19 protein-coding genes are annotated in these 22,909 nt (G+C 60.5%); 3 read left to right on the top strand and 16 right to left on the bottom strand.

Going from position 1 to position 22,909, the window contains the following annotated elements; genetic code table 11:
* Positions 1 to 59: 59 nt before the first annotated feature.
* Positions 60 to 404 carry a peptidase inhibitor family I36 protein gene (locus HWX44_RS13520; RefSeq protein WP_175974430.1) on the bottom strand — a complete coding sequence of 115 codons (345 nt, stop codon included), beginning with the start codon at positions 402 to 404 and terminating at the stop codon, positions 60 to 62.
* A 300-nt stretch (positions 405 to 704) separates the two neighbouring features.
* On the opposite strand from HWX44_RS13520, the gene HWX44_RS09865 reads away from it, so the two are divergent.
* Positions 705 to 4,136, top strand: coding sequence for a pyruvate carboxylase (locus HWX44_RS09865; RefSeq protein ID WP_175974431.1), 3,432 nt, complete (start codon positions 705 to 707; stop codon positions 4,134 to 4,136).
* A gap of 460 nt (positions 4,137 to 4,596) precedes the next feature.
* Here the strand turns inward: HWX44_RS09865 and HWX44_RS09870 are convergent, their stop codons facing one another.
* From HWX44_RS09870 to HWX44_RS09880, 3 genes are all read right to left on the bottom strand, one after another.
* The gene (locus HWX44_RS09870; RefSeq protein WP_049154352.1) at positions 4,597 to 5,154 is read right to left on the bottom strand and encodes a GNAT family N-acetyltransferase; all 558 of its coding nucleotides are present in this window, start codon (positions 5,152 to 5,154) and stop codon (positions 4,597 to 4,599) included.
* A gap of 254 nt (positions 5,155 to 5,408) precedes the next feature.
* Complete coding sequence (locus HWX44_RS09875) at positions 5,409 to 7,181, bottom strand: ATP-binding protein (RefSeq protein ID WP_102234260.1); 1,773 nt, start codon at positions 7,179 to 7,181, stop codon at positions 5,409 to 5,411.
* Positions 7,182 to 7,322: 141 nt separating this feature from the next.
* Positions 7,323 to 8,183 carry a sulfurtransferase gene (locus HWX44_RS09880; RefSeq protein ID WP_175974433.1) on the bottom strand — a complete coding sequence of 287 codons (861 nt, stop codon included), beginning with the start codon at positions 8,181 to 8,183 and terminating at the stop codon, positions 7,323 to 7,325.
* Positions 8,184 to 8,472: 289 nt separating this feature from the next.
* Between HWX44_RS09880 and HWX44_RS09885 the strand changes: the two genes are divergently transcribed.
* Complete coding sequence (locus HWX44_RS09885; RefSeq protein WP_175974435.1) at positions 8,473 to 9,531, top strand: Cj0069 family protein; 1,059 nt, start codon at positions 8,473 to 8,475, stop codon at positions 9,529 to 9,531.
* Positions 9,532 to 9,739: 208 nt separating this feature from the next.
* Positions 9,740 to 11,044 carry a DUF4282 domain-containing protein gene (locus HWX44_RS09890; protein WP_175974437.1) on the top strand — a complete coding sequence of 435 codons (1,305 nt, stop codon included), beginning with the start codon at positions 9,740 to 9,742 and terminating at the stop codon, positions 11,042 to 11,044.
* 247 nt (positions 11,045 to 11,291) lie between these two features.
* Here HWX44_RS09890 and HWX44_RS09895 read toward each other — a convergent pair whose 3' ends face one another.
* The 12 genes from HWX44_RS09895 to HWX44_RS09950 form a co-directional block, all read right to left on the bottom strand.
* On the bottom strand, positions 11,292 to 11,708 hold the full coding sequence (locus HWX44_RS09895) for a DUF3151 domain-containing protein (RefSeq protein ID WP_070511468.1): 417 nt from the start codon (positions 11,706 to 11,708) through the stop codon (positions 11,292 to 11,294).
* A gap of 130 nt (positions 11,709 to 11,838) precedes the next feature.
* Positions 11,839 to 13,113: an MFS transporter gene (locus tag HWX44_RS09900; RefSeq protein WP_175974439.1), complete on the bottom strand. Its 1,275-nt coding sequence runs from the start codon at positions 13,111 to 13,113 to the stop codon at positions 11,839 to 11,841.
* Between the two features lie 312 nt (positions 13,114 to 13,425).
* Entirely contained in the window at positions 13,426 to 14,016 is a 591-nt protein-coding gene (locus HWX44_RS09905) for a Maf family protein (protein ID WP_046647025.1), read from the bottom strand.
* Positions 14,017 to 14,020: 4 nt separating this feature from the next.
* On the bottom strand, positions 14,021 to 14,215 hold the full coding sequence (locus HWX44_RS09910) for an acyl-CoA carboxylase subunit epsilon (RefSeq protein WP_046647024.1): 195 nt from the start codon (positions 14,213 to 14,215) through the stop codon (positions 14,021 to 14,023).
* 9 nt (positions 14,216 to 14,224) lie between these two features.
* On the bottom strand, positions 14,225 to 15,556 hold the full coding sequence (locus tag HWX44_RS09915) for a carboxyl transferase domain-containing protein (protein WP_175974441.1): 1,332 nt from the start codon (positions 15,554 to 15,556) through the stop codon (positions 14,225 to 14,227).
* 59 nt (positions 15,557 to 15,615) lie between these two features.
* A complete protein-coding gene (locus HWX44_RS09920) occupies positions 15,616 to 17,229 on the bottom strand; it encodes an acyl-CoA carboxylase subunit beta (protein ID WP_175974443.1) in 1,614 nt (537 codons plus the stop codon).
* A gap of 234 nt (positions 17,230 to 17,463) precedes the next feature.
* Positions 17,464 to 17,727, bottom strand: a complete 264-nt coding sequence (locus tag HWX44_RS09925) for a hypothetical protein (protein WP_046647021.1) — start codon at positions 17,725 to 17,727, stop codon at positions 17,464 to 17,466.
* 161 nt (positions 17,728 to 17,888) lie between these two features.
* The gene (treS, locus tag HWX44_RS09930) at positions 17,889 to 19,391 is read right to left on the bottom strand and encodes a maltose alpha-D-glucosyltransferase (protein WP_175974445.1); all 1,503 of its coding nucleotides are present in this window, start codon (positions 19,389 to 19,391) and stop codon (positions 17,889 to 17,891) included.
* Positions 19,388 to 19,573 carry a hypothetical protein gene (locus tag HWX44_RS09935; protein ID WP_046647019.1) on the bottom strand — a complete coding sequence of 62 codons (186 nt, stop codon included), beginning with the start codon at positions 19,571 to 19,573 and terminating at the stop codon, positions 19,388 to 19,390. The genes treS and HWX44_RS09935 overlap by 4 nt, the downstream gene beginning before the upstream one ends.
* Positions 19,573 to 20,394: a carbohydrate ABC transporter permease gene (locus HWX44_RS09940; RefSeq protein ID WP_175974447.1), complete on the bottom strand. Its 822-nt coding sequence runs from the start codon at positions 20,392 to 20,394 to the stop codon at positions 19,573 to 19,575. The genes HWX44_RS09935 and HWX44_RS09940 overlap by 1 nt, the downstream gene beginning before the upstream one ends.
* Complete coding sequence (locus tag HWX44_RS09945; RefSeq protein WP_175974450.1) at positions 20,391 to 21,368, bottom strand: carbohydrate ABC transporter permease; 978 nt, start codon at positions 21,366 to 21,368, stop codon at positions 20,391 to 20,393. Before HWX44_RS09945 ends, HWX44_RS09940 begins: the two co-directional genes overlap by 4 nt.
* Positions 21,369 to 21,533: 165 nt before the next feature.
* A complete protein-coding gene (locus HWX44_RS09950; RefSeq protein WP_175974451.1) occupies positions 21,534 to 22,823 on the bottom strand; it encodes an ABC transporter substrate-binding protein in 1,290 nt (429 codons plus the stop codon).
* Positions 22,824 to 22,909 lie beyond the last annotated feature (86 nt).

Consider the following 22,909-nt stretch of genomic DNA (forward strand, 5'->3'; position numbering starts at 1 on the left):
TTACAACAGAGAGACACACGCCAAGGTCATTGACCGAGGCGTGTGTGGAAAAGGGATGGCTAGCAGCCTCGGTTAGTTCGCCACGACGACAGACGGTCGTTATTCCAGAAACCGACGTAGTTGTTGCGGGATTGCTGGGTCATGGTGTGACATTTGCCTTGCCCGTTGGCATCGTGATACCAAGCGGCGTTTGACCAAGTGTTGTTGATCCACGACGAAGTCTTATCGTTTGCGTTGCGGGAGACGTTCATCAAACCAATACCTGAGCCCCGAGAGCCAAGGAAACCACCGTAGTTTGCATGATCAAAGATGCACACGAGGTTACCGCCACACTCCCAGTCGGCGGCCTGAGCAGTCGGAACGGCGAGGAGAGAGCTAGCGGCGAGAGTACAGCCTATAGCCAATTTTTTTTATCTTCATTGCGAGTCCTTTGGGGTGAAAGATGAAGTTGGTTCTTGTGAACCTGATTGAAGGATAGAAACCGGAACGGGCCATGTCAAGGGGTTTATATATTTTTAATAAGAAAGTACTTTTTCGGCTTCGGTTCTGAAGTGATGTGGGTTGGGGGTCGAAGAGGCGCGCATGGAGAGTCTAGTGAGAAACTGAACAATTTCTGTTGAGCTATATGTCGATTTCCGCCCGCGTTGTCGCCTCGGACACTATCCTTAAGTTCGTATTGTGCTTATCTGAAAGGATCACTCCCAGTGTCTGATACTGCTCACAAATCCTTCTCTAAGATCTTGGTGGCAAACCGCGGCGAGATTGCCGTGCGTGCCTTCCGCGCTGCCTTCGAGGTTGGTGCGAAGACGGTTGCTATTTACCCGAAAGAGGACCGCAACTCCTTCCACCGTGCTTTCGCCAATGAGGCAGTGCGCATCGGTACCGAGGGCCAGCCGGTCAAGGCGTACCTCGACATTGATGAAGTTATTCGTGCTGCTAAGAAGTCCGGTGCGGACGCCATTTACCCGGGTTATGGCTTCCTTTCAGAGCGTGCCGATCTGGCCCGCGCCTGCCGTGACAACGGCATCAAGTTCATCGGCCCCACCGCCGAGACCCTTGACTTGACCGGTGACAAGGCCGCCGCTGTGGCCGCAGCGGAGGAAGCAGGGCTGCCTACGTTGAAGGACTCGAAGCCCTCGACGGACGTCGACAAGCTGGCGGAGTACGCCAAGGACTTTGAGTTCCCCGTCTTCGTGAAAGCAGTGGCCGGCGGTGGCGGCCGCGGTATGCGCTTCATCGAGAATGAGGCGGAGCTGAAAACCAAGTGCGCTGAGGCCTCCCGCGAGGCAGAGGCCGCCTTCGGCGATGGCAACGTTTACCTCGAGACCGCGGTGATTCGCCCGCAGCACATTGAGGTACAGATTCTGGCTGACTCGCAGGGCAACGTCATGCACCTGTACGAGCGCGACTGCTCCGTGCAGCGCCGTCACCAGAAGGTCGTGGAGATCGCCCCGGCGCCGACGCTGGACCCGGAGCTGCGTGACCGCATCTGTGCGGATGCCGTGAAATTCTGCGAGCACATCAACTACGAGGGCGCCGGTACCGTCGAGTTCCTCGTGGATGAGAAGGGCAACCACGTCTTCATCGAGATGAACCCGCGCGTGCAGGTCGAGCACACCGTGACCGAGGAGGTCACGGGCGTGGATATCGTGAAGTCCCAAATGCAGATTGCCGCGGGCCTCTCCCTGGAGGAACTGGGCCTGAAGCAGGAGGATATCCACATCACCGGCGCGGCGCTGCAGTGCCGTATCACCACTGAGGACCCCTCTAACGGCTTCCGCCCGGATACCGGCACGCTGACCCAGTACCGCTCGCCGGGTGGTGCGGGCGTGCGTCTCGACGGTGCGACGGCCGTCGGTGCGGAGATTTCCCCGAACTTCGACTCCCTGCTGGTGAAGATGACCTGCCGCGGTGTCAACTTTGAACAAGCCGTGGCCCGTGCGCAGCGCGCGCTCAATGAGTTCACCGTGGCCGGCGTGGCCACCAACATCGGCTTCCTGCGTGCCCTGCTGCGCGAGCCGGACTTCGTTAACACCCGCGTGGACACCAGCTTCATTCCGGAGCACCCGGACCTGCTGAAGGCCCCGCCGGCTGTGGATGAATCTGGCCGCATCATCGACTACATCGCTGACGTGACCGTCAACAAGCCGAACGGTGAGCGCCCGACCACCCTGCGCCCCTTCGATAAGCTGCCGGATCTGGACTTTAACTCCGAGCTGCCGCGCGGTTCCCGCGACGACTTGCTGGAGCTGGGCCCGAAGAAGTGGGCGGAGAAGATCCGCAAGCAGGACGCTCTGGCGGTCACCGATACCACTTTCCGCGATGCTCACCAGTCCCTGCTGGCCACCCGCGTACGCGGCACTGCTCTGGTCACCGCGGCGGAAGCCGTGGCCCGCATGACCCCTGAGCTCTATTCCGTGGAGGCATGGGGTGGCGCCACCTACGACGTGGCCATGCGCTTCCTCAAGGAGGACCCCTGGGTCCGCCTGGATCTGCTGCGTGAGGCCATGCCGAACCAGAACATCCAGATGCTGCTGCGCGGCCGCAACACCGTGGGCTACTCGCCGTACTCCAACGATGTGTGCACCGGCTTCGTGCAGGAGGCTGCCAAGTCCGGCGTGGATGTCTTCCGCATCTTTGATGCGCTGAACGACGTCACCCAGATGCGCCCGGCTATCGACGCCGTCCTGGAGACCAACACCACCGTGGCCGAGGTTGCCATGGCCTACTCCGGTGACATGTGCTCTCCGGATGAGAAGCTCTACACGCTGGATTACTACCTCAAGCTGGCCGAAGAGATTGTCAACACCGGCGCCCACGTCCTGGCCATTAAGGACATGGCGGGCCTGCTGCGTCCGGAGTCCGCATCCAAGCTGGTCATGGCGCTGCGCAAGGAATTCGACTTGCCGGTTCACGTGCACACGCACGACACCGCGGGTGGCCAGCTGGCTACCTACTACGCGGCAGCGCTTTCTGGCGCCGACATCGTGGATGGTGCCTCCGCTCCGCTGGCGGGTACTACCTCTCAGCCTTCGCTGTCCGCCATCATCGCGGCGTTCTCCAACTCCTCGCGTGATACTGGTATCTCCCTCAAGGCAGTCTCTGACCTGGAGCCCTACTGGGAGGCAGTGCGCCAGCTCTACCAGCCGTTCGAGAAGGGCATTCCTGGCCCGACCGGCCGCGTCTACCGCCACGAGATTCCCGGTGGTCAGCTGTCCAACCTCCGCGCACAGGCTACCGCGCTGGGCTTGGAGGACCGCTTCGAAATCATCGAGGACACCTACGCTGCGGTGAATGAGATGCTTGGCCGCCCAACCAAGGTGACCCCGTCCTCCAAAGTGGTCGGTGACCTCGCCCTGCACCTCGTGGGCGCTGGCGTGGACCCGGCTGACTTTGAAGCTAACCCCACCAAGTACGACATCCCGGATTCCGTCATCGCCTTCCTACGCGGTGAGCTTGGTACGCCTCCGGGTGGCTGGCCGCCGCTGCGCGACAAGGTCTTGGAGGGCCGCGCGCCTGGCGACGTCACCGTCAAGCCCGTGCCGGAAGAGGAGAAGAAGCACCTGACTTCGGACGATTCCACCGAGCGCCGCGCCTCCCTTAACCGCTTGCTCTTCCCGAAGCAATTCGAGGAGTTCAACGAGTTCCGCCGCACCTACGGCAATACCGAGGCGCTGACAGACACCGTTTTCTTCTACGGTCTGGAAGAAGGCAAGGACTACATTGTTCACCACTTCCCGGAGGGCTCCAACGACCGCGCAGACCTCAAGCCCATCACCTTGCGTCTTGACGCTATGGGTGAGCCGGACGAGAAGGGCATCCGTAACGTGGTGCTCAACGTCAACGGTCAGATCCGCCCGCTCAAGGTGCGTGACAACAACGTGGAGTCCACCGTCGCCACCGTGGAGAAGGCTGACCCGTCCAACGATGGCCATGTGGCCGCACCGTTCGCTGGCGTGGTCAACCCGACTGCCAAGCCTGGTGACGAGGTCAAGGCCGGCGACCAGATCGCCGTCATCGAGGCCATGAAGATGGAAGCCTCCATCTCCGCCACAAAGGATGGCACCATCGAGCGCGTCGCCATTGGCGCCGCCACCAAGGTGGAGGGCGGCGACCTCATCGCCGTTATCAACTAAAAGTTGACTTAGGTCATGGATGGGTGAGCAGCGTCATTCTTGGCGCTGCTCACCGGTGGTTTTCGGCGGTGGGGTGGGATTTTTCCGCACTGCATTGGCCTAAGTCAGGAGGGTGTCTCGCAAAAGGCATCTGGTAGAAGGCATCTTTGGGTCTAAAAACGCCATCTGCCCTGAGTAAAAGGCGTTTTAGCCGTGAAAACGCCTTTTGACTGATGCCTTTTGCCAGGTGCCTTTTGTCAGATGCCTCCAGCATCTCGATGGAGGCATGCAGACGTTGCGCGTTGTTAGGGGAGCGAAGAAGCTAGTCGCGTTTCGCGAAGATACGTGCAGCGTTCTACGGAAACGGTCGTTGTGACCCGACCTAGGTTATAGGCGGGTGAGCAACGTCGCTCTTGGCGCTGCCGTCGGCGCGCCGACGAAGGTGTCGAGTATAGTCGACACCCTTTGTCGGCTTGCGGTACTAGAAGCGCTTGAGCATCACGTGGGCATCCGGGCGGCCCGGGATGTCGATGTCGACGAAGCCTTCGGATTCATATAGCTTGCGGGCACCGCTGTTCTCCGGCTCAATCCACAGCGATACCGCAGGAGCCTCTTGGGCTTCGGCCAGGTCGCAGGTGTTGCGCAGGAGGCGTCGTCCAGCGCCGAGGCCCCTGTAGCGGGACTCCACAGCAATGAAGAGCTCGGGGATTTCCTCCGGATCTAGGTCGGTGGCCCACTGGGACTCATCAAAAGGATCTGCCTCGGGGTTGCCGGTGTAGGCGGCACCCTTCGCTTCAGTGGTGTAGTAGCGCAGCCACGCACCACCGACGGGAACGCGGTGGCTGGAGACTGCGATGACGCCGCCGTCGACATGGGGAGACCATTCATCGATGTACAGCCCTACGTCAGGTGTGTGGAAATCCCCGATATGGGCGTCCTCGTCACCGAGGACATCGGCGAGGAAAAGAAGGCGGGAGAGGTAGGTACGGTCGTGCTCCTTGGCCAACCGTACGCCGAACTCGGAATCGTTAACGCTCATGCCTTTCGAGGCTACTTGATCTCTGAATTTAGCTACTCACAGAGTGACTCGAGGGGGCGTGGGTGGCGCTATCCTGATGCGCCACTGTTGCATCCCCCCCAGAGCGACAAGTCAGCACCCCGGTAAGTAGTACTCAGCGGGCCAGTGACCCGGAGCAGAGCTCCACCGGGGTATCACGGACAGAGAGTACGTAACGTTGCTGACTGAAGCAAGGTTATTGCAGTGCTCCCTGGCCGCAAGGAAGCACCGGCAAATTACTTGATCTCCAGAATCGGCTCGCCCTTGTTGATCTGCGTGCCGGTGGATACCTTGAGGTCGGCCACGGTGCCGGACTTGTGGGCCTTGACGGGGTTTTCCATCTTCATGGCCTCGAGGACGACGACGACCTCGCCCTCTTCCACTTCCTGGCCTTCCTCGACGGCGACCTTGATGACGCTGCCCTGCATCGGTGCGGTCACGGTGTCACCGGACACGCTTGCCGACGCTCCCTTGCCACGACGCTTCTTCGACTTCTTGCGCTTGCTACCACCGCCCAAGAGCAGGTTGCCCGGCAAAGCCACCTCGATGCGGCGGCCGCCCACCTCGACGACGAACTTCTGGGAAGCTTCCTGTTCCTCGTCCTCGGGTGCTTCGGCGGGGTCGGTGTATGCGGGAAGCTCGTTGACCCACTCTTCCTCGATCCACTTGGTGTAGACCGTGAAGTTGCCGTCCTCGGCGGTGAAGGCGGGATCGGTGAGGATGGCCTGGTGGAAGGGGATAACGGTGGGCAGGCCCTCGATGCGGTACTCAGCCAGGGCGCGGCGTGCGCGCGCGATGGCGGTGGCACGATCCGGTCCCCAGACGATGAGCTTGGCCAGCATGGAGTCGAACTGGCCGCCAATAACGGAACCTTCGCGCACGCCGGAATCCATGCGCACACCCGGACCGGAAGGCTCGGAGTAGGTGACGACGGTTCCAGGAGCCGGCATGAAGCCCGCGGCGGCGTCCTCGCCGTTGATGCGGAACTCGATGGCGTGGCCGCGCGGGGCGGGATCCTCGGAGATGGAGAGCTCACGCCCCTCAGCAATGCGGAACTGCTCGCGCACCAGGTCGAAGCCGGTGGTCTCCTCAGTAACGGGGTGCTCCACCTGGAGGCGGGTGTTGACCTCGAGGAAGGAGATGAGTCCGTCCGCACCTACGAGGTATTCCACGGTGCCGGCACCGTAGTAGCCGGCCTCGCGGCAGATGCGCTTGGCCGACTCGTGGATGGAGGCGCGCTGCTCATCGGTAAGGAAGGGGGCAGGGGCCTCCTCGACGAGCTTCTGGAAGCGGCGCTGCAGGGAGCAGTCACGGGTGCCCATGACGACGACGTTGCCGTGCTGGTCGGCGAGGACCTGGGCCTCGACGTGGCGGGCCTTATCCAGGTAGCGCTCGACGAAGCACTCTCCGCGGCCGAAAGCGGTAACGGCCTCGCGGGTGGCGGATTCGAAGAGGTCCTTGATCTCCTCGCGGGTGTGCGCGACCTTCATGCCGCGGCCACCGCCGCCGAAGGCGGCCTTGATGGCAACGGGGAGGCCGTGCTCATCGGCGAAGGCTTCGACTTCTTCTGCGCTGGCGACGGGATCCTTGGTGCCCGGTGCCATAGGAGCGTCAGCGCGCTCGGCGATGTGGCGGGCGGTGACCTTGTCACCCAGTTCCGCGATGGATTCCGGGGATGGGCCGATCCAGATCAGGCCGGCGTCGATGACGGCCTGAGCAAACTCGGCGTTCTCGGAGAGGAAGCCGTAGCCGGGGTGGATGGCGTCGGCGCCGGATTTGGAGGCGGCGTCGAGAATCTTGCCGAAGTCGAGGTATGACTCCGCGGAAGTCTGGCCGCCGAGTGCAAAGGCTTCGTCGGCAAGCGTGACGAATGGGGCATCGGCATCGGGCTCGGCGTAGACCGCTACGGATGCAATGTTGGCGTCGCGAGCCGCGCGGATAACGCGGACCGCAATCTCACCGCGGTTGGCCACGAGGACCTTGGTGATGTTCTTGGTTTCAACTGCCACGGCAGGAACCCTCCTCCATGATTTGTGATAGGACTGCGTACTATTCTTGCACACCAAAACATGAGGATACCTTCACATCTTGGTTTCGTGTCAAAAAATAAACCCGCACCAGCGCGGATGCGGGCTTATATCGGCGTGTTGCTAGCGCTCAACGGGCATGCGAACCATGTTGCCCCATTCTGCCCACGAGCCGTCGTAGACACGGGGTGCCTCGAATCCGAGCAGGTACTTGAGGACGAACCATGTGTGCGCGGCTTGGGCTCCGACGTGGGAGTAGAGGACGGTCTCCGTTGCTGGCTCGAGCTCGCCGTAGTTGACCTTCAACTCGCTCAGCGCGCGGAAGCAGCCGTTCGGGTAAATCGCGCGGTCCCACTCGAGGTTGATGGCGCCGGGAATGTGGCCGTGGGTCATTGTGGTGCCGTAGGCGGACTCACCGGCCCCAGTCTTGTGGGCGGCCTCGCCACAGAACTCCTCTGGGCTACGGGTGTCAACCACCGTGGCGGAGGAGTCACGCAGCTCGTCGACGAAAATGCGCGAGGATTCCTCGCGGGAAACCTCCGGATAGGAGGAAGCAGAAGGCTCGGGGACCATGAAGGAGGTGTCGCGTTCTTCGGACATCCAGGCGTCCCGTCCACCGTCGAGAAGCCGCACGTCCTCGTGGCCATAGAGCTCGAAGACCCACAGTGCGAAAGCGGCCCACCAGTTGGACTTGTCGCCGTAGAGGACGACGGTATCGTCGCGCTCAATGCCCTTGGAGCGGAGGAGTGCGGTGAAGTCCTCTGCGCTGATGATGTCCCTCGTTGTGCTGTCGAGCAGCTCAGTTTGGACGTTGATGCGGATCGCGGTGGGGATGTGGCCGATGTCGTAGAGGAGTGAGTCCTCATCAACCTCGATGACGTGGAGGCCGTTGATGCCCAGTCGCGCGGAAAGCCACGGTGCGGACACGAGACGCTCGGGGTGCGCGTATTCCTGGAAAGGGGGATTCGGGTCGAATTCGGCCACGGTCCACCTGCCTTTCTCGTTGAGAGGGGACGTTCGGTTCAACTCTAGCGTGCTGGGCGGACATGTGGTCACGGGGGAGGCACATTTGTGGTGTTGGATACATTTCTTCTGCGGTTAGCGCTGCTGCACGTTCACTGGTTATAACAAGTATGCAGGTCAGCGGCCAAAAAGTGCGGTACGCTTGCATTTTATTCCTTTTCGGGGGTGTTTTTCTAGGTGAGCGCGAGGGTCCAACCTGGGTTATTTTAAGAAGTGACACTCACTAACCCCCTAGTGGAAGGGAATCACTGTGCACAAAGCAATCGTCGTCTTCGAAGTTGAGGGTGGATCCGATAAGCAGATCAACGGACACCGTAAGGACACCATGCCGATCGTCGACTGCATCAAGGATGCAGGTTGGCACGCCGAGGTCGTGTTCTACCGCCCTGAGTGGTCTGAGAAGCTCTTCGAATACGTATCTGAGAACTTCGATGCTTACATCTCTCGCGTGAACCCGGGCAACATTCCGGGCGGTGAGAAGGGCTACTTCGATCTGCTCACCAAACTGTCCGAGGCAGGACTGGTCGGCATGTCCACCCCGTACGAGATGATGGCCTACGGTGCCAAAGACGCCCTGGTCAAGCTCAATGACACGGACCTGGTTCCGGCTGACACCGCCGCTTACTACGACGTCGAGTCCTTCCACAAGACCTTCCCGTCCTCGCTGTCCTACGGCGAGCGCGTGCTCAAGCAGAACCGCGGTTCCACCGGCTCCGGCATTTGGCGCGTGCGCCTTGCCGACGAGAAACTGGCCGAGTCCGTCGAGCCGGGCACCGCACTGCCGCTCGACACCAAGATCAAGTGCACCGAGGCTGTGGACAACCACACTGAGGAGCGCGAGCTCGGCGAGTTCATGGACTTCTGCGACCAGTACATCGTGGGTGACAACGGCATGCTCGTGGACATGCGCTTCATGCCGCGCATTGTTGAGGGCGAGATCCGCATTCTTCTGGTGGGCCCGGACCCGGTCTTCGTGGTGCACAAGAAGCCGGCTGAGGGCGGCGACGCCTTCTCCGCCACCCTGTTCTCCGGTGCCAAGTACACCTACCAGAAGCCGGAGGAGTGGCAGGAGCTGGTCGACATGTTCGCGGAGGTCCGCCCGGTCATCGCTGAGAAGCTCGGTGGCGACAATATCCCGCTGATCTGGACCGCAGACTTCATGCTGGCTGACGGCGAGAACGGCGAGGACACCTACGTCCTTGGTGAAATCAACTGCTCCTGCGTGGGCTTCACCTCTGAGCTGGACATGGGCATCCAGGAGAAGGTGGCTGCTGAGGCCATCAAGCGCGTGGAGGCCAAGCACGCCTAAGCGCGTTGCTGCGCACTAGTCTTTGAGCACAAGCTTGTGATTGTTCCCCCGCCTGCGGCGGGGGAACTGTCGTTTTCTGGGGCGTGTTCCCCAAGCCGCGCTGCCGGTGAGCGAGATCTCAGGTACGTTCGGAGGGGTAAAAATTACGCCAGTGTAGTGCTGTAGCGCGCTGCGAATTTCGATGATTCTCCGAAAGGTCTAACGAAAAATGACGAACCCCAACCAGTTTGGTGAGAACGGCGATAACAGCGATAACCACGTCAACGGTTCCAGCGGTGAGAACGCCGGGAACAACGGGTACGGCAGCTTCGGCGGTTACGATAACTCCCAGTCAGGCAACGATGACGCTGCGTCCGCGTGGGGTAGCCAGGCATTGAACTCCGGTTTCGGCTGGGGTGGCCAGGCAGGATACGGCGACTACTCCGAGGGCTCCGCCGACTCGTCTGGATTCGGTTATTCCGCTCCCCAGGGTGCGCAGCCGGATGCTGAGAATCGCGGCTTTGACGCGTCCGGTTCGGGCTTTAATGCGCCCTCCGATTCCGCCGCGGACTCGGCCTATGATTCAACGAAGAACAGCACGGAGTCGGGCACCGAGCACACTTCCAGCTCCTCTGCCCCTGCTTCCGAAACCTTCGGCGGGCAGGATTCCCAAGCCTCTCACGGTACCTTTGGCGCTTCCTACGGCTCCTACAATGCCGACAGCGACGCGGGTGCGGCGCAGAACTCCAGCGCCGAGCATAACTCTGGGGCCGATCACAACGCTGGTGCTGATCACGCTGCGGACTCCGTGAACTCGAACCAGAGCTATGGCGGCCAGAACTACGGTAATCAGGGCTACGACAACCAAGGGTATGGCGACAACCAAGGTTATGGCAGTCAGGGATTTTCTAACCAGGGTTATGGCTATGGCACCCCGTCGGAGTCGCACCAAGACCATGGCTTTGGGCAGCAGTCGGGAGAGGGCTTTGGAACCCCGGCTTCCCACTCCAACTCCGGCTTTGGTGGCTACCCCCAACAGAACCAAGGATTTGGGGCACAAGGCCAGCAAGGTTTCGGCGCCCAAGAGCAGCAGGCTTTCGGCACGCAGGATCAGCAGGGCTTTGGTCAGCAAAACAACTCGCCCTTTGCCGCCTCCCCGCAGCAGGACTACCCACAGCAGAATTCACAGGGCGGCAGCCCCTCCAAGGGCGCTGGCTTCTTCAAGGCGTTGTTTGACTTCTCCTTCAATGACTTCGTCACCCTGAAGTTCTCCTCCTTCATCTACCTGCTGCTCGTCATCGTGGCAGGGGCAGCATGGGCGGGAATGATCCTCTTCTCCTTCTTTGCTTTCGCTGACAGCTTTCTCATCGGATTCTTGACGTTCCTTGGCGCTGTCATCGGTGGCGGAATCGCGTTCCTTTTCTACGTCATTCAGTTCCGCTTGATCTTGGAGTTCTTCGTGGCGAACATCCGCACCGCGCAGAACACCGGAGACCTTGTCTCTCAGGCGGATAGCGATAGCGATAAGGAATAGGTAGTCTCACGAGCTGCGCTTTTCGCAGACACGCTAATCCCGCGGCCTCACATTCGAGGTCCGCGGGATTTTTACATGTAGGAGGGGCTGTCTGAGAATTCCGGTAGCCACCACAGTTGGTTTCAGTCATATGGTTCAGGTCAGATGGTTCATGTGCCCCCCAAACAAACCATCTGTGGCCTCCTAGGTGGTTTACTTGCCTCCAACTAAACCTTTTGAGTAGAACCAGGTGACTAGAACCATGTGCTTAATCCAGTAGCGTAGCGACGCACTCGGGGTCGGCATCGGAGAGCATCTGGCGGATGCGGTCATATTCTGCGTCCTCACCGATGGCCTTCGCGGCATGGCCCAGTGCGGCAATCGCGCGCAGTACGCCTTGGTTTGGTTCGTGGGAGAAGGGGACAGGGCCCCAGCCCTTCCAACCATTGCCGCGCAGGCGGTCGAGGCTGCGGTGGTAGCCGGTGCGCGCATAGGCGTAGGCGGTGATGAATGCGGTGGGCTCAGCGCCCTTGTTCTTGTCTAGTTCTTGCTCCGCCAGCAGCGCCCACAGCAGCGGGGAATCTGGGTGGGCGACAATTCCTGCGGTGAGATCAGCGGTGCTGTCAGCACCCGGATCGGCGGGCAGATTGATGGGTGGGGGAGCGAGCATGTCTTTCATTTCCATGCCGCCCCACTCTAGCCATGTGGCAGTGAGGCCACCAGAGGGGACAAGCTTGGGTACGACCACTCGAGGCTAAGGCTGAGCTCCGACTGGCGCTGCGAAGGCCTTGAAGCGTTCGTATACGTCATAAGGGTTACTCGAGAACTGGGAGGGAATTGAACTCGGCTGCTTTAGGTAGTGCGCGTAAGACTGAACCCGCCACTATCAAGCAAGAGATAACCAAGCACAGAACACATAGTGCCATGCTTGCCTGAAAACCAATTGTAGAAAGAAGAACGCCTGCGCTGGCGGAGGCGATTATTGGTAGTAATCCCATCATGAGGCGTGCTCCTGCCGAGCACTTACCTATCTTTTCAGGGGGTGCAGATAGTGCAAGTAGTCCACCAGAGTACGAGTTACATGCGATCGAGGGAATGACGATGAAAAATGCTGCGACTGCGATCAGCGGCCAATAATGAGAAAAGGAAAGAAGGAAGATATACCACATTAATTCCCAGAGCATGGTTGCTCGTATTATGCTTCTTCCAGGTAATCGCTTGATGAGGTGGTCTTGAAAAAGACCTCCAACAATCATGCCAAGGGTGAACATGGTTGAAGTTAAGCCGATTATCCAGCCATCAACTTTAAGATAGGCCAGCCAGAGGTCTATGGACGCGATGAGGAAGAAGTTGGCAAAATTCGAGCATAGATCGATGCTGAAAATTGCCCGGAGCACCGGATATTTCCAAATCCAGGCCAAAGAATATTTGCTATCGGACCAGAACTCTTTAAATGAATATCTTGGGCCGCTGATGGTTTCCCCAAGATTCGTTTTGATGCTCTTTGATGCATATAGGGGACCAAGCCCTGACAGGGCTTGCGTTATAAAAGGAATAACCGGCGCCAGTCCGTAAAGGAGGCCTCCTAAGGGTAATCCAACCATCCAGATAATGTTGTCTCGAGTTTGGTTACGGCCTTGTGCTTGGACAAGTAAATTCTCTGGGATGATGAATCTCAGAATGGCATTGGTTAGCCCTCCGAAGGTGCCTGTAATCATCCCAGCAAATAAGCTGAAGAAGAATAAGGAGATGAAGGTGAATTTACCCAGGCAGAGGAGGAGGGAAAAGGAAGACCAGATAGCAATCTGGCTCAGGCCGTAAAGGAGAAGCAGATTCTTCTTATCGAAGCGATCAATGATCATTCCGGCTGGGATGGTCATGATCAAGGAGCCAGCTGAGCTTGCTGCTCCGATGGGACCTGCTTGGCTTAGACTTCCAGTGAGGTGGAAGCTCGCAAGTGAAACAGGGATGGCAATGAGGGATGAACCCAAAGCGCTTGTTGTGTCGGCGAAGAACCACCGTAAGTAATCGGGATGACTCTTGCGTACAATAGTCCAAAAATTTCCACCAGTAGTATTGTGATCTTGCATCGGTTCTCTCTATGTTTTGACAACCGCGACTGGAAACTCATGCGCGCAGCATGAACCCAGCGTCGGATTTTCGAGGTAGACAATTCTCTCGGCGGTGAAATATTGACCCGTCGAAAGCAGCGGTGTGTCAAATAGAAATTACTGATGCAGCAATGAGGACATGGTGTACTCCAAATTCCTTACTTAAGCTCTGTGCGAGTTCCTGAAGCGATTTAAAACCTGTAGATTGCAGGATCTAATTCCGCTCTCTCGCATGCAGTGAAATGTGAATCACATAATATCGGTGATTAAAAATCCAGTCAATAGGTTTGATTAAACCCAGAAGCCGGAAACGTTGAGCCCAAAGGAATACAGCGCGCGGCGCAGCACCGGCAGCGAAAGCCCGATGACGGAGGAAGGATCGCCCTCAATGCGGTCGATGAACCAGCCGCCGAGGGCTTCCAAGGTAAAGGCGCCGGCGCATTCCAGCGGCTCGCCGGTGCGGGCGTAGGCCTCGATATCGGCGTCCGAGGCCTGGGCAAAGTGCACCGTCGTGCGCGAGGCTTCAACGAAGCGCTCCTCGCCGTAGAGCACGCAGTGACCGGTGATGAGCTCCGCAGCGCGGCCGGCCTGCGCGTGCCAGCGCTCCACGGTGGCCTCGGGGGTGTGGGGTTTGCCTTGGAGGGAGCCGTCGAGAAGCAGCATTGAATCCCCACCCACCACGACGTCCTCGGGATAGTCGGCAGCAATGGCCTCCGCCTTCGCAGCAGCCAGGGCGCAGACGATCTCGGCGGGCTCAGCACCCGCCAGGCGCTCCTCGATGGCGCGCTCGTCCACGTGAGCCGGGGCGATGACGGGTTCCACGCCCGCACCCCGCAGGATGGACAGGCGGGAGGGGGACTGGGAGGCCAGTACTAGGCGCATGTGTTTAGTAGTAGCGGACGTTGCGGAAAGCGGACGGGTTGAATACGTCACCCGGCTGTCCCCACAGGTCGCGCTCAGAGCGGGTATCGGCGGCCTTGGCGCGCGCCTCAGAGTCGAGCTGGCTGAGCACCGTGGACAGGGCCGCCACCTCAGCGTCGGTGGGGTTGCCGCGCAGAACGGTAAACAGGGAAGCGGTCATTGGACACCTCTACAAAACAATATTGCCGTGCTTCTTCGGCAGGGTCGGAATAATCTTGCGATCCAGCAGACGCAGGCCCTCAATGAGGGAGCCACGCGTGGCTGCCGGGGTAATAACGGAATCGACGAGACCGCGCTCAGCGGCCTGGTACGGGGTCAGGTAGGCTGCGGCCTCCTCCTCGCTTAGCTCCAGCTCGGAGGCCAGTGCGGGGGCATCGGCCACGGCGATCTCGGCCGTCGGCCATGCATAGGACAGATCCGCGCCGAGCTCCTTGGAGCCGAAGGCGATGTATCCGGTACCGTGCGCGCGGCGGACGATGACGCTGATCTTGCCCACGCTCGCCGCGGAGTAGGCGTGCACCAGCTTGGCCAGCGCCGCCTTCTCCACGTCCAGTGCCGGAGTATCGACGAACTCGATGATAGGAGTATTGAAGGCATCGCACAGTCGGATGAAACGCGCGGCCTTAGCGGCGGCTGCGGCATCGAGGGTGTCGCGGTTAGCGATGATGCCCACCGTGCGTCCCTCGACGCGACCGAAACCGGTGAAGACACCGCGCACCTGGGCGCCGAGCTCAAAGACATCCTCACAGGTGGCGGTGACCACGTCGGCGAGATCGACGGCGCCGTCATCGCCCACGAGGGTATCGAGGGCATGGTCGGCGTCGGTGATGTTCTCCTCCACCGAACCCGACACGATGGTGGCCTCGGTGCGGGGAGCGGCGGCACGGTTATTCGAGGGCAGGTAGGAGAGCACGCGCTTGGCGACGCTCACCTCGTGCTCCCCATCCGCCTGCAGGTCACCGTCCGGAGCGATAACGACATCGGACAACGCAGCCACGAGCGAGGCCTCCTTCGAGTCCGCGTAGACCGCCGTGACCTGCGGGATGAGGCCGGAAGCGGTGGTGGCGCGGGCAAGGATGCGGGCCTGCATGGCGGAGGAGACGATGCCTTCCTGGGCGCGGGGCTTGTCGCTGGCGACGAGCGCGACGATGGGCACACCGGTCTTAATGGCGAGGTCGTAGAGCTTGGTGACCTTTTCACCGTAGACCTCGCCCATGGTGCCGTCGAACAGCGAGGCGTCCTGCGCATAAGCGCAGACCTTGCGGCCGTCCACGGTGCCGAAACCGGTGACGACACCGTCGGTGTAGGGACGGACGTGCTCGCGGCCGAACTCGGTGGAGCGGTGGCGAGCAAGCGCGTCGGTCTCTACGAAGGATCCGGCGTCGAAGAGCGCCTCGATGGCGCTGCGAGCCGCAGGGACCTCTCCCTGCGGCGCACGGGACTCGGTGAGCTTGGCGCTGAGGTCCTCGATCTTGCCAGCGGTCGTCTTCAAGTCAGTCATGGGACACTAGTGTAATACAGTGCGTCTTCTGTACTAATCTGTGCCGATCCGAGTGCGCGTTAGAGCGGGATGTTGCCGTGCTTACGCGCCGGGCGCGCGACGTTCTTGTCGGCGAAGAAGCACAAGTTTTTGGCAATTGCACTGCGGGTTTCGGAGGGGAGAATGACGGCGTCGATAAGCCCGCGCTCCGCTGCCTTATACGGGTTGAGCATGTGGTCTTCATACTCGCGCTCGAAGGACTTGGTCAGCTCAGCCACGTCGAGGCCCTTTTCGTGGGCTGCCTTGATCTCCTTGCGGTAGATGAAGCCGACGGCGCCGGCCGCGCCCATGACGGCGATCTGGGCGGTGGGCCACGCCAGGTTGACGTCCGCGCCGAGACCCTTGGAACCCATCACGCAGTAGGCACCACCGTAGGCCTTGCGCAGGGTGACGGTGATCTTCGGAACCGTGGCTTCAGCGTAGGCGTAGAGAAGCTTGGCGCCGCGGCGCAGGATGCCATCGTGTTCCTGATCGGCGCCGGGGAGGAAGCCGGGAACGTCGACCAGCATGATGATCGGGATGTTAAAGGCATCGCAGGTGCGCACGAAGCGGGCGGCCTTCTCGGAGGAATCAATGTCGAGGCAGCCGGCGAAAACCTGCGGTTGGTTAGCCACAAAACCCACGGTCTGGCCCTCGATGCGGCCGAAGGCGGTCACCACGTTATCGGCGCGATCAGCCTGGATCTCCAGGTAATCGCCGTCATCGGTGAGGGTTTCGATGACTTCCTTGACGTCATAGGGCTGGTTCGGGGAGTCCGGGATGATTTCATCCAGCAGGAGGTCATTGGCAGTCTCTTCGCCCAGCTCCTCGTAGGGCTCAGCCGGGGTCAGCTGGCGGTTATTGGAAGGCAGGTAGGTCAGCAGGTCGTGGACCCAATCCAGTGCTTCCTCGTCGCTAGAAGCGGTGTAGTGCGAGGTGCCCGACTTGTGCATGTGGACTCCGGCGCCGCCGAGTTCCTCTTGGGAGATCTCCTCGCCGGTGACGGTCTTGATGACGTCGGGCCCGGTGACGAACATCTTGGACTTCTCATCCACCATCACGACGAAGTCGGTCAGCGCAGGGGAGTAGGCGTTGCCGCCGGCGCACGCGCCCATGATGACGGAGATCTGCGGGACGACGCCGGAGGCCTTGACGTTTTGGTAGAAGGTCTTGGCAATCCAGTCCAGGGAGACGGCACCGTCCTGGATTCGGGCGCCGGCGCCTTCGTACAGGCCGATGAGCGGACGGCCGGTGGTGATGGACAGCTCCATGATCTTGATCATCTTCTCGCCGTAGACCTCGCCGAGGGCTCCGCCGAAGACGGTTCCGTCCTGGGAGAAGATGCAGACCTCGCGGCCGTCGATGGTGCCCCAGCCGGTGACGATGCCGTCAGTGACCGGGCGCTTCTTGCCCATGCCGAAGTCCGTGGTGCGGTGCACGGCGAGCATGTCAGTCTCGACGAAGGAACCTTCATCGAGGAGGTAGTCCAAGCGATCCCGGGCGGTGAGGCGGCCCTGGGCGCGGACTTTTTCGTGGGCCTGTTCGCCCATGGGCTGCGCCGCTGCTTCGCGACGCCTCTTCAGTTCAGCGATCTTGCCTGCGGTGGTGTCGGCGCTCAGGGAGTCAAGCTCCGACAAATGTGAGGAAATAGTCATGTTTCGACAGTGTAGAGAAGTTTTGTATAGGAATGTATAGCGGCACGCGGGTGATTTCTCTCACAGTTCACGTTTGTGCAGGTGAATGGCGGTGTAAAAGGTGAGGGATTCCTCGCATACGGCGCGTCGGGTGCATGTGGGTCAGTGTAGTGGGTGTGTAGTGAGGGGCGCCGAAGGGTGACTCAATGAAAAAGCCTCGCCCTGTAAAAGGGGCGAGGCTTAGGTTATGTGGTTTTATTCGGGGGTGTCTGCCAGCCAGCCGAGGCTGTAGAGGAAGAGTTCGGCATCTACGAGATCCTCTTCCTTGGGGAAGGTTCCCGTAAGCGTGGCGTAGGACTCTTCGATGTCCGTGTGGGTGGCTGGGATGAGACCGTGCTTGAGCAGATCTTCGGCGATGTGTGACACCAGCGGTGCCGGATGCACCGTGTCAAGGTTGATTCCGGTGGCACTCTTGAATTCGTTAGTGATGGCGGAAAGGAATCCGGTCAGGGTATTCATTTGGCTCACCTCTCTATTTCTTGTCGTAATGATGCGGCTGTCCGCATCATGGGGTTGAACCAACTATATAGGTAAAATCCTCCAAAAGCTAGCTTTCGTTCACGGCGAGTTAACTTTTAGTTAACCTGGCGGGAAATGTGAGGTGAGTTACGAAGTGTCCTTTAGGCCTCTACAGGCAGCCAAGCGTAGCCATAGGGGCCCAGCTCCACAGGGCCTAAGTCGACGGTCTGATCCGTGAAGTTGTGCAGGCACAACAACTCACCGCGCTGGAATCCCAGAACTCCCGTTTGGCCGGTTTCCACGGCTTCGAAAGGAGCGGTGCCGAGTTCCGGATGCGCTTTACGCTGCTGGATCAGGCTGCGGAGGCGGTGGAGGAGCGAGTCATCGTCGGCAAGCTGCTCCTCTACCGAAACCCCTACGCCGCCGACGATGGGCCGGCGCGGGTGGGCGGACGTAGTGAAGCCTGCACCCTCGCCCGGCTCCCACTGCATGGGCGTGCGCACAGCATCGCGGTCAGGCAACTCGGGGGCATCGTTCATCCCAATCTCATCGCCGTAGTACAGGAAGGGGGCGCCCGGCAGGGTCATGAGTAGTGAATAAAAAAGCTCAATCTTGCGGTAATCATTGCCCAGCAGCGGGGCAAGGCGCCGCGCGATGCCCACGTGGGCGCGCATCTGATCGTCGGGCAGGTAGTGCTCGTACATGATCGCGCGCTGGTCCTCGTCGACCATCTCCAGGGTCAGCTCGTCGTGGTTGCGCAGGAAGGTGCCCCACTGGCAGCCCTGGGGAAGCTCTGGAAGCTCCGCCATGATGTCGTAGACCGGTGTGGCATCCCCCAGCGCCAGCGCCTGGTAAAGCCGCGGCATCACCGGGAAGTTGAAGACCATGTGGAAGCGGTTGCCCGTGCCGTAGAACTCCATGGTTTCCGCCGGTGGCTGGTTGGCTTCCGCGATCATGATGGCCTCGGGGTAATTCTCGTCGATGAAGGCGCGGATCTTCTCCACAAATTCGACCGTCTCCGGCAGGGACTCGCCGCCCAGTCCATCGCGTTCGTAGAGGTATGCAATGGCATCGAGGCGGAAGCCGTCCACGCCTTTGTCCAGCCAGAAGGAGAGGATTTTGAATACTTCCTCGTGGACCTTCGGGTTGTCGTAGTTCAGGTCCGGCTGGTGGGAGTAGAAGCGGTGGAAGTAAAACTGCTTGCGCTCCGGGTCCCATGCCCAATTCGAGGTTTCCGTGTCAGTGAAGATGATGCGGATCTCCGGGTAGCGCAGCGGATCGTCGCCCCACACGTAATAGTCCCCATAGGGCCCTTCCGGATCGGTGCGGGAGGCCTGGAACCACGGGTGATCGGTGGAGGTGTGGTTGAACGCGAGATCCGTCATGAGGCGCATGCCGCGCGCGTGGAGCTCGGCGACGAGCTCGTCAAAGTCCTCCATCGTGCCGTAGTCAGGGTGGATGGAGTAGTAATCGGCGATGTCATAGCCGTCATCGCGCAGCGGGGAAGCATAGAACGGGGAAAGCCACAGGCAGTCGACGCCGAGCCACTTGAGGTAGTCGAGCTTCTCAATAACCCCGCGCAGCGTGCCCACGCCTTCGCCGGTGGTGTCCTTGTACGAGCCCACGAGGGCCTGGTAGAAAATGGCGTTGTCGTGCCAGCTCATCGGAGATCCTTCCGTTTAGCCCGCCACAGCAGATACTCCGTCAGGCATAGTGCGCCCGCGAGGAGCCCCGGCCAGATGGCGGGGGAGGGGTGAAAAAGATTCAGAACTGCCTGCACCAGCGCCAGGAAGGCGAAGAAGCCAACGAATCCCAGCGCGGTGTCCCACAGCAGTGCGCGGCGCATTAGGCCTTAACACCTCCGGCGGTGAGGCCGGCGACGATGCGGTGCTGGAAGATGAGCACCATGATGATCAGCGGAACAGTCACCAGCGCGCCCGCAGCCATGGTGGCGGCGTAGGGGTACTCGAAGGCTGAGGGGCCGGAGAAGCGCGCGATGGCCACGGTCACCGGCTCGGTGGCGGTGGTGGAGAGCTGCTTAGCCAGCATGAACTCGTTCCACGTCGTGATGAAGGCGATGATAGCCGTGGTAAATAGCGCCGGCGCAGCCAAGGGCAGGAGCACCAGGCGGAAGGCCTGACCACGGGAAGCACCGTCCACGCGAGCGGCCTCCTCTAGCTCCCAGGGCAGCTGGCGGAAGAAGCTCAGCAGCGTGTAGACCGTCAGAGGCAGCGCGAAGGAGATATTCGGGATGATCATCGCGCGGTAGGTGCCGATCCATTCGAGGTTGCCGAAGAGCTGGAAAAGCGGGGTTACCAGCGCGATGGCCGGGAACATCGAGGCGGCCAGAATGATGCCGGTGACAACGCCCTTACCCGGGAAGTCATAGCGCGCCAAGGCATAGGCGGTAAACACGCCGATGAGGACCGCCACCGCGGTCGTGGCCAGGGAGATGAGCAAAGAGTTCCCCAGGGCGTTGAGGAAGTCATTGCCTTTGTCCGTGGCCAATGCATCCCGGAAGTTATCCAGCGTCACGTGCGTGGGCCACAGGGTGGTGTCGAAGGTGTGGGACTTGTGCCGCAGGGCGGTGACGACCATCCAGTAGAAGGGCGCGAGCCCCCAGAACATGATGAAGAGGATGCCTAGGTAATGGCCGATCTTTTTCATGACTTCTTCTCTTTCTTCTGGCGGGCAGTACCGGAGACATCAGCGCCGAGGAAGCGCACCAAGATGAACGCGACGGTGAAGATAAGCAGGAAGATGAGCGTGGACAACGCGGAGGCCGAGTTGAAATGCCCCTGGCGCATGTCCTCCACGACCAGCTGGGAAATGGTGGCCGTCGGCGAGTTAGAGGAGGCGGAGATCATGATGACCGGAAGGTCGTACATGCGCAGCGCGTCCAGAGTGCGGAAAAGAATAGCCACCATGAGCGCTGGCCGCACTAGCGGCAAGGTAATGGTGAAGAAGGTTTGGATGCGGGAGGCGCCGTCCACGCGGGCGGCGTCGTACACATCGCGCGGAATCATCTGCAAGCCAGCCAGAATGAGCAGCGCCATGAACGGGGCGGTCTTCCACACATCGGCGATGATGACCGCCAAGCGGGCATAAAACGGGTCCGTGGTCCACGCGATGCGGGAACCGACGAGCGCGTTGATGATGCCGTCCGGCGCGAACATGAACTGCCAAAGCTTCGCGGTCACCGCGGTGGGAATGGCCCAGGGAACCAGCACCGCCGCGCGCACGAGGCCGCGTCCGCGGTACTCACCGTTCATCACCAGCGCCATGAACATGCCCAGAATCGTTTCCAGTGCCACCGTGACCACAGTGAAGAAGAGGGTGATCTTGAGCGCTGGCCAGAAATCGGTGGCGATGACGCCGTCGGGGCATGCGGTGGCTTGGCCGGTGGCCGACATACAGCGATTGGTGATCCAGTACAGGTAGTTCTCGAGGCCTGCGAATGCGCCTTCCTCGAATACACCCGTAGTCGGGTTAAGCCGCTTGTTGCCCTGGAAGGACAACATCACAGCGCGCACGATGGGATAGCCGATCACCACGGCCAGCGCTATCAGCGCCGGCGCGATGAGCGCAGCGACGCGCAGATACTGTCTGCGTGGCTGCGCGGTAGGCGGTGCTCCAGCCATGCGGTGCCTGCCTTTCTAATTAATAGGGGGGGAGGGGGTTTATCGGAGGTTGGGGAAAATCATAGCGGGTGGCTTAGACATCCTCCGGGCGAAAAGCCCGGATCAAAGAAAGAGGCGCGGGCAAGTCTCGTGGACTTACTCGCGCCCCAAATCACGCTGGGAAGATTAACCCTGGGAGGCTGCCTCGATGGCTGCCTTCATGTCCTTCGTTGCGTCATCGACGGACTTATCAGCGGTCAGAGCCGCGTAGGCGTTATCCTGCACGGCCTTGGAGATGGCGGTGTAGAACGGGGAGACTGGACGCGGTGCGGCGTTCTCCAAGGACTCCTTGAGAGCCGGAAGGTACGGGAACTCCTCGACGAGGGACTCATCGTCGTAGATGGAGGCCAGCACCGGCGGGAAGGAAGCCTCAGCGAAGGACTTCTGGTTCTCCTCGTTGATGATGAACTTCATGAAGTCCAGGGCCGTAGCCTTGTGCTCGGAGTTGATGTTGATGCCGTTGTTGTAGCCACCGAGGGTGGAGACACCGACTCCGTCCTTGCCCACCAGCGGTTGGACTTCAAACTTCACGCCAGCCTCTTCGGCATTGGTGTACATGTACGGCCAGTTGATGGCAAAAGCGGTCTTGCCCTCAGTGAAAGCGAGGTTGGTCTCCTCCTCCGTTGTGGCGGTGGAGTCCTTGGAGATGGTGCCGTCTTCGTAGGCGTCGACAAGCGCCTGCAGGCCTTCCTTGGCCTCGTCCGAGTCAACGGCGACGTTGCCCTCGTCATCCAAGATGGAGCCGCCCCAGCCCTCGATGAAGCCGGCGGTGTTGACAGTGAGGCCCTCGTACTGCTTGAGCTGAGTGGTCAGGCAGGAAGCATCATCCTTGATGGCCTCACAGGCAGAAGCGATGTCCTCGAACTTCTCCGGAGCCTTGTCCGCCAACTCGGTGTTGCGGAAGAGCAGCTGGCCGTTGGTGTTCTGCGGCAACGCGTAGAGGGTGTCGTTGTAGGTGGCGGACTCCACGGTGGGCTCCAGCAGCCCGGAGGTATCAACCTCCAAGTCACCGGTTAGCGGTGCCAGCCACTGGTTAGCGGCGAAGTCGGCGGTCCAGACCACGTCCAGCGCCATGACGTCGTAGTCGGAGTTGCCCGCCTGCAGGGACTGCACGAGGGTTTCGCGCTGAGCGTCAGCCTCGCCGGCGAGCTCCTTGAGCTCGACCTTCTCGTCCGGGTGCTCGGCGTTCCATGCCTCGATGATAGGCGTGATCTTGTCGGTATCGTTTTTGCCCATGGCGAAGGTGATGGGGCCGCGGCCGTCACCATCAGTCGAGGAGGCATCGGAGCCAGTGCTTGACGACGATCCCTCGTCGCTCGACGAGCAACCCGCCAAGGTCAGAGCAAGGGCAGCGGTGGTAACGACTACGCCGCGGCGGACAGAGCGCAGCGAGCTAGGGAGAAACGGCTTCTTCATGGAGTATTCACCTTTCGGAAAACTTCTGGTGACTTCAAAATAGGGGATCACCCCCACAGTGCACGTGGTTTTGACGTTTAATTCAC

The sequence above is a fragment of the Corynebacterium sp. Marseille-Q2823 genome, assembly GCF_903645345.1.
Lineage (GTDB): Bacteria > Actinomycetota > Actinomycetes > Mycobacteriales > Mycobacteriaceae > Corynebacterium > Corynebacterium hiratae.